5 protein-coding genes are annotated in these 5,074 nt (G+C 56.9%); 1 reads left to right on the top strand and 4 read right to left on the bottom strand.

Annotated features, from left to right (window positions below):
- Positions 1 to 41 precede the first annotated feature (41 nt).
- The 4 genes from tcyN to tcyJ all read right to left on the bottom strand — a co-directional run bounded on the left by tcyN (position 42) and on the right by tcyJ (position 3,357).
- The gene (gene tcyN, locus HMPREF9538_RS20015; RefSeq protein ID WP_004151455.1) at positions 42 to 794 is read right to left on the bottom strand and encodes an L-cystine ABC transporter ATP-binding protein TcyN; all 753 of its coding nucleotides are present in this window, start codon (positions 792 to 794) and stop codon (positions 42 to 44) included.
- Positions 791 to 1,459, bottom strand: a complete 669-nt coding sequence (tcyL, locus tag HMPREF9538_RS20020) for a cystine ABC transporter permease (RefSeq protein ID WP_002911547.1) — start codon at positions 1,457 to 1,459, stop codon at positions 791 to 793. Before tcyL ends, tcyN begins: the two co-directional genes overlap by 4 nt.
- Before the next feature lie 15 nt (positions 1,460 to 1,474).
- Positions 1,475 to 2,461: a D-cysteine desulfhydrase gene (gene dcyD, locus HMPREF9538_RS20025; protein ID WP_004141132.1), complete on the bottom strand. Its 987-nt coding sequence runs from the start codon at positions 2,459 to 2,461 to the stop codon at positions 1,475 to 1,477.
- Positions 2,462 to 2,556: 95 nt separating this feature from the next.
- Positions 2,557 to 3,357, bottom strand: a complete 801-nt coding sequence (gene tcyJ / locus HMPREF9538_RS20030; RefSeq protein WP_004899204.1) for a cystine ABC transporter substrate-binding protein — start codon at positions 3,355 to 3,357, stop codon at positions 2,557 to 2,559.
- Between the two features lie 200 nt (positions 3,358 to 3,557).
- Between tcyJ and amyA the strand changes: the two genes are divergently transcribed.
- On the top strand, positions 3,558 to 5,045 hold the full coding sequence (gene amyA / locus HMPREF9538_RS20035) for an alpha-amylase (RefSeq protein ID WP_009484433.1): 1,488 nt from the start codon (positions 3,558 to 3,560) through the stop codon (positions 5,043 to 5,045).
- Positions 5,046 to 5,074: the final 29 nt, after the last annotated feature.

Below are 5,074 nucleotides of genomic sequence, written 5' to 3'. Positions count from 1 at the left end.
GGCGGCTCCCGCGAAGCTGAGCCGCCGCGCCAGCCCATGCTTTACTGCATCAGGAATTTTTCAAGGAACTGACGGGTACGCGGCTGCTGGGGCGAAGCGAACAACGCTTTTGCCTCGCCTTGTTCGACAATGCGTCCCTGATCCATAAATATCGCCCGATCGGCAACGTCGCGGGCGAAACTCATTTCATGGGTCACGATCACCATGGTGCGTTTTTCCTGCGCCAGCTGACGGATGGTGTTGAGCACCTCCCCCACCAGCTCAGGATCGAGAGCCGAGGTGGGTTCATCAAACAGGATCACGTCCGGACGCATAGCCAGCGCGCGGGCAATAGCCACTCGCTGCTGCTGCCCGCCGGAGAGACGGCGCGGATAGCTATTCTCTTTTCCGCTGAGCCCCACCTTCGCCAGCAGTTCGCGCGCCCGCGCCATGGACTCCTGCTTATCTTCACCTTTTACGATGACCGGCCCTTCAATAATGTTCTCCAGCACCGTACGGTGGGGAAACAGATTAAAGTTCTGGAAGACAAAGCCGACGTGCTGGCGCAGCTGGCGAATGAGCCCTTTCTGCGGCCCGAGGCTGCGACCGGCGTCGATCGTCACATCGCCGACGCGGATAGTGCCGCTCTCCGGTTGCTCCAGCAGGTTGATGCTACGCAGCAGGGTGGTTTTGCCCGAGCCGCTGGGGCCGATGATCGCCACCACTTCCCCTTTCTGTACCTCCAGGTCGATACCATGGAGCACCGTCTGGCCATGGAATTTTTTTACCAGGCTTTTCACTTCTATCGCACTCATTTCGGATCACGCTCCTGGCGGTTCAGCTGGTTTTCAAAATAATTCTGCAGCGAGGAGAGCACTGTCGCCATTACCCAGTAGATCAGGGAAGCCGCCAGATACATAGTGAAGACCTCCAGGGTTCGCGAGGTGATTAGCTGCGCCTGACGAAACAGCTCCGGCACCTGGATCGTTGCCGCCAGCGAGGTATCTTTTACCAGGCTGATAAAACTGTTCGACAGCGGCGGCAAAGCGACCCGCGCCGCCTGGGGTAAAATGGCCCGACGCATCGTCTGCCAGGGCGTCATACCGATACTGGCCGCCGCTTCCCATTGCCCTTTATCAATCGAGGCGATGGCCGCGCGCAGCGTTTCCGCCGCATAGGCCGCAGTATTCAACGACAGGCCGATCATCGCCGCCGGGATCGGGTCAAGCTCAATGCCGAACTGCGGCAAGCCGTAGTAGATCATAAACAGCTGGGCGATAAGCGGCGTGCCGCGGAAAATGGAGATATACATGCGCGCCAGCCATTTTACCGGCCAGACTGGCGACATGCGCATCAGCGCCAGGATAAAGCCCAGCACCAGGCCGAAAAACATCCCGCCAATGCTCAGCTGCAGCGTAAAGACGGCCCCTTTCAGCAGAAAAGGGGCGGAATCAATGACCAGTTGGATACTTTCTTGCATGCTGTCGTTTCTGTATTAGAGGTGAGGATGATAGGCAAACAGCGCCGGCGCTCCGCCGGTGTGGACGAACAGTATCGGCCCTTCATCCTTAAAGCGCTTCTGCGTGATGCCGTCGATAAGCCCGGCCATCGCTTTGCCGGTATAGACCGGGTCGAGCAAAATACCTTCCAGCTGCGCCAGCAGCTTCACGGCGGCCATCCCATCTTCGTTTGGCGTACCGTATCCTGGGGCAAAGTAGTCATCCCACAGTATAATTTCAGCCTTCGCCTGTAGCTCGAGACTGTTGGCCACGGCCTGCTGCAGCGCCTCCACTTTCGGCAACTGGTCAGCGACCGAGCGCGACACGGTCACCCCAATCAGTTCCGCCTGCGGCATCAGCTGTTCAAGGCCGACCGCCAATCCGGCATGGGTGCCGGCGCTGCCGGAGGCGACCACGACTGACGAGATCGCCACCGCGTCTTCGCACTGCTGGCTGATTTCCAGTGCGCTTTCCACATAGCCTAACGCGCCGAGGGCATTGGAGCCGCCGACCGGAATAACATACGGACGATACCCCTGCGCCTCAATGCGGGTCGCCAGCTCATCGAGCTGCGCGGCGGGATCGGTCAGGGCATCACACATCTCAACCTGGGTGTTAAAGAGATCCAGCAGCAGACGGTTGCCATTGCTCAGATAGTTCTCCGCCCGGGTGCCGATGGGATTTTCCAGTAGCGCCACGCAATGCAGTCCCAGTTTCGCAGCGACTGCCGCCGTCTGACGCACATGGTTAGACTGGATCGCGCCGGCGGTGATTAAGGTATCCGCGCCCTCGCGCAGCGCATCGGCGGCGAGAAACTCCAGCTTACGCAGTTTGTTGCCCCCCATCGCCAGCGGCGTCGTATCATCACGTTTAATAAAAATTTCGCGCCCAAGGTGATCGGACAGACGCGGGAGATACTCCAGCGGCGTCGGCGCGCCGATCAATTCCAGGCGCGGAAAGCGGGTTAAGTTTTGCAGTGACATGGCCCCTCCTGACTCAGTTATGCTTCATTATGCACACAGTTACGCGCTAAATAAAAAAAGGCGCTTCCAGGAGCGCCTTTTTTCACCGCTGTCCGTTATTTCGTCACGTCAGCGCCAAACCATTTCTCGGACAGCGCCTTCAGGCTGCCATCTTTCTGCATGTCTGCAATCGCGCCATCTACCGCTTTCAGCAGGTCGTCGTTGCCTTTACGCAGCGCAACGCCAGCTTCCTGACGAGAGAAGGCTTCGCCGGTTACCGCCAGCGTATTGTTGGTTTTCTTCACCAGATCCAACGCCGCCAGACGGTCTACCAGAATGGCGTCAATACGGCCTACACGCAGATCCTGGTATTTGGTGGGATCGTCATCATAGGTACGGACATCCACGCCCTGGACATTCTGACGCAGCCACTCTTCATAGTTAGTGCCCAGTCCGACGCCCACTTTCTTGCCTTTCAGATCCGCCGCGGTTTTAATCGCGCCTTCGTTACCCTTCTTCACCAGCGCCTGCACGCCGGAGACGGTATATGGGGTGGAGAAATCGTATTTCTTCTTACGTTCGTCAGAGATAGTGACCTGGTTAATCACCACGTCGATACGCTTGGAGTCCAGCGAGGCCAGCATACCGTCCCACTTGGTCGGTTTGAGATCGGCCTTCACGCCAAGATGTTTCGCCAGTTCGTTAGCGAATTCCACTTCAAACCCGGTCAGCTTGCCGTCATCCCCCTGGAAACTAAAGGGAGGGTAGGTGCCTTCGAGGCCCACGCGTAGGGTGCCGCGCTCTTTAATCTGATTGAGCAGGTTTTCCGCCGCAAAAGTTTTCACGCTGACGCCAGCCATCAAAACAACGGCCATCGCGCCCATCATCGCCTGACGACCCAGAAGTGCTAATTTCATAGATACCCCGAAGGTTAGGATTTTCCTGTAGTGTAAGGCGCTTAACGCCCTGACACCAACATCGTTACGCTACATCTTATGCAAATTTATTATATATGATCCGCTTTAGGGTATAGCGAAAATCAGGGCTTTCCTCACCCTTTTTGCTGGATATCTCCCATACTGCAAAGGTCAGCCTGTTGACGTCTGGAGCATGGAAGATGAAAAACCCCACCTTATTGCAATGTTTTCACTGGTACTACCCCACCGGCGGCGAGCTGTGGCCTGAGGTCGAAGCGCTGGCGCCCAGCCTGAATGAAATCGGCATCAATATGGTCTGGTTGCCACCCGCCTACAAAGGCGCCTCGGGCGGTTACTCCGTCGGCTATGATACCTACGATCTCTTTGACCTCGGCGAGTTTGATCAAAAAGGGTCTGTCGCCACCAAATATGGCGACAAAGCGCAGTTGCTGGCGGCGATCAACGCCCTGAAGGAGCACAATATCGCCGTGCTGCTGGATGTGGTGGTCAACCATAAAATGGGCGCTGATGAAAAAGAGGCTCTGCGCGTTCAGCGCGTCGATGAGCAGGATCGTACGCAAATTGACGAGGAGATCATTGAGTGCGAGGCATGGACGCGCTACACCTTCCCGGTGCGCGCCGGACAGTATTCGCAGTTTGTCTGGGACTACAAATGTTTTAGCGGCATTGACCACATCGAGAACCCGACGGAAGACGGTGTGTTTAAAATCGTCAACGATTACACCGGCGAAGGCTGGAATGAACAGGTCGATGATGAGCTCGGCAACTTTGACTATCTGATGGGCGCCAATATCGATTTCCGCAATCATGCAGTGACCGAGGAGATCAAATTCTGGGCGCGCTGGGTAATGGAGCAGACCGGCTGCCACGGTTTTCGTCTTGACGCGGTCAAGCATATCCCCGCCTGGTTTTATAAAGCGTGGATCGAGCATGTTCAGGAGGTGGCCCCGCAGCCGCTGTTTATTGTAGCGGAATACTGGTCCCATGAAGTGGAGAAGCTCCAGCAGTATATCGACCTGGTCGAGGGCAAAACGATGCTGTTTGATGCCCCACTGCAGATGAAATTTCATGAAGCGTCGCGCCAGGGCCGCGATTATGACATGAGCCAGATTTTCAGCGGGACGCTGGTGGAAGCCGACCCTTTCCATGCCGTCACTCTGGTCACCAATCATGATACGCAGCCGCTGCAGGCCCTCGAGGCGCCGGTTGAACCCTGGTTCAAGCCCCTCGCCTATGCGCTGATCCTGCTGCGGGAGAATGGCGTGCCCTCGGTCTTTTATGCCGATCTCTTCGGCGCTTCCTATGAGGATACCGGCGGCGACGGAGAGACCTATGCCATTGAGATGCCCGTTATCGAACAACTCCACGAGCTGATCGACGCCCGTCAGCGTTTTGCCCATGGCGTGCAAACCCTTTGGTTCGATCATCCTAACTGCATCGCCTTTAGTCGTAGCGGTACTGACGACGATCCAGGCTGCGTGGTGATCATGTCCAATGGCGATGAGGGCGAAAAGACGCTGACGCTGGGCGAAAACTATGGCAACAAACGCTGGCGGGATTTTCTCGGTAACCGGGAAGAGATTGTCGAAACCGATGGCGAAGGCTGCGCGACCTTTACATGTAACGGGGGGAGCGTGAGCGTGTGGGTGTTAGAGGAGGTATTGTAGTCCTCTGACGCCGGGCGGGCCAGCTATGG

It is taken from the genome of Klebsiella sp. MS 92-3 (assembly GCF_000195655.1).
Taxonomy (GTDB): domain Bacteria; phylum Pseudomonadota; class Gammaproteobacteria; order Enterobacterales; family Enterobacteriaceae; genus Klebsiella; species Klebsiella pneumoniae.
This window is presented reverse-complemented; position numbering and strand designations above follow the sequence as displayed.

Bases quoted from the DNA above. Each gene is read 5' to 3' on its own strand.
- tcyN (WP_004151455.1), bottom strand. From the start codon at position 794: ATGAGTGCGATAGAAGTGAAAAGCCTGGTAAAAAAATTCCATGGCCAG.
- tcyL (WP_002911547.1), bottom strand. From the start codon at position 1,459: ATGCAAGAAAGTATCCAACTGGTCATTGATTCCGCCCCTTTTCTGCTG.
- dcyD (WP_004141132.1), bottom strand. From the start codon at position 2,461: ATGTCACTGCAAAACTTAACCCGCTTTCCGCGCCTGGAATTGATCGGC.
- tcyJ (WP_004899204.1), bottom strand. From the start codon at position 3,357: ATGAAATTAGCACTTCTGGGTCGTCAGGCGATGATGGGCGCGATGGCC.
- amyA (WP_009484433.1), top strand. From the start codon at position 3,558: ATGAAAAACCCCACCTTATTGCAATGTTTTCACTGGTACTACCCCACC.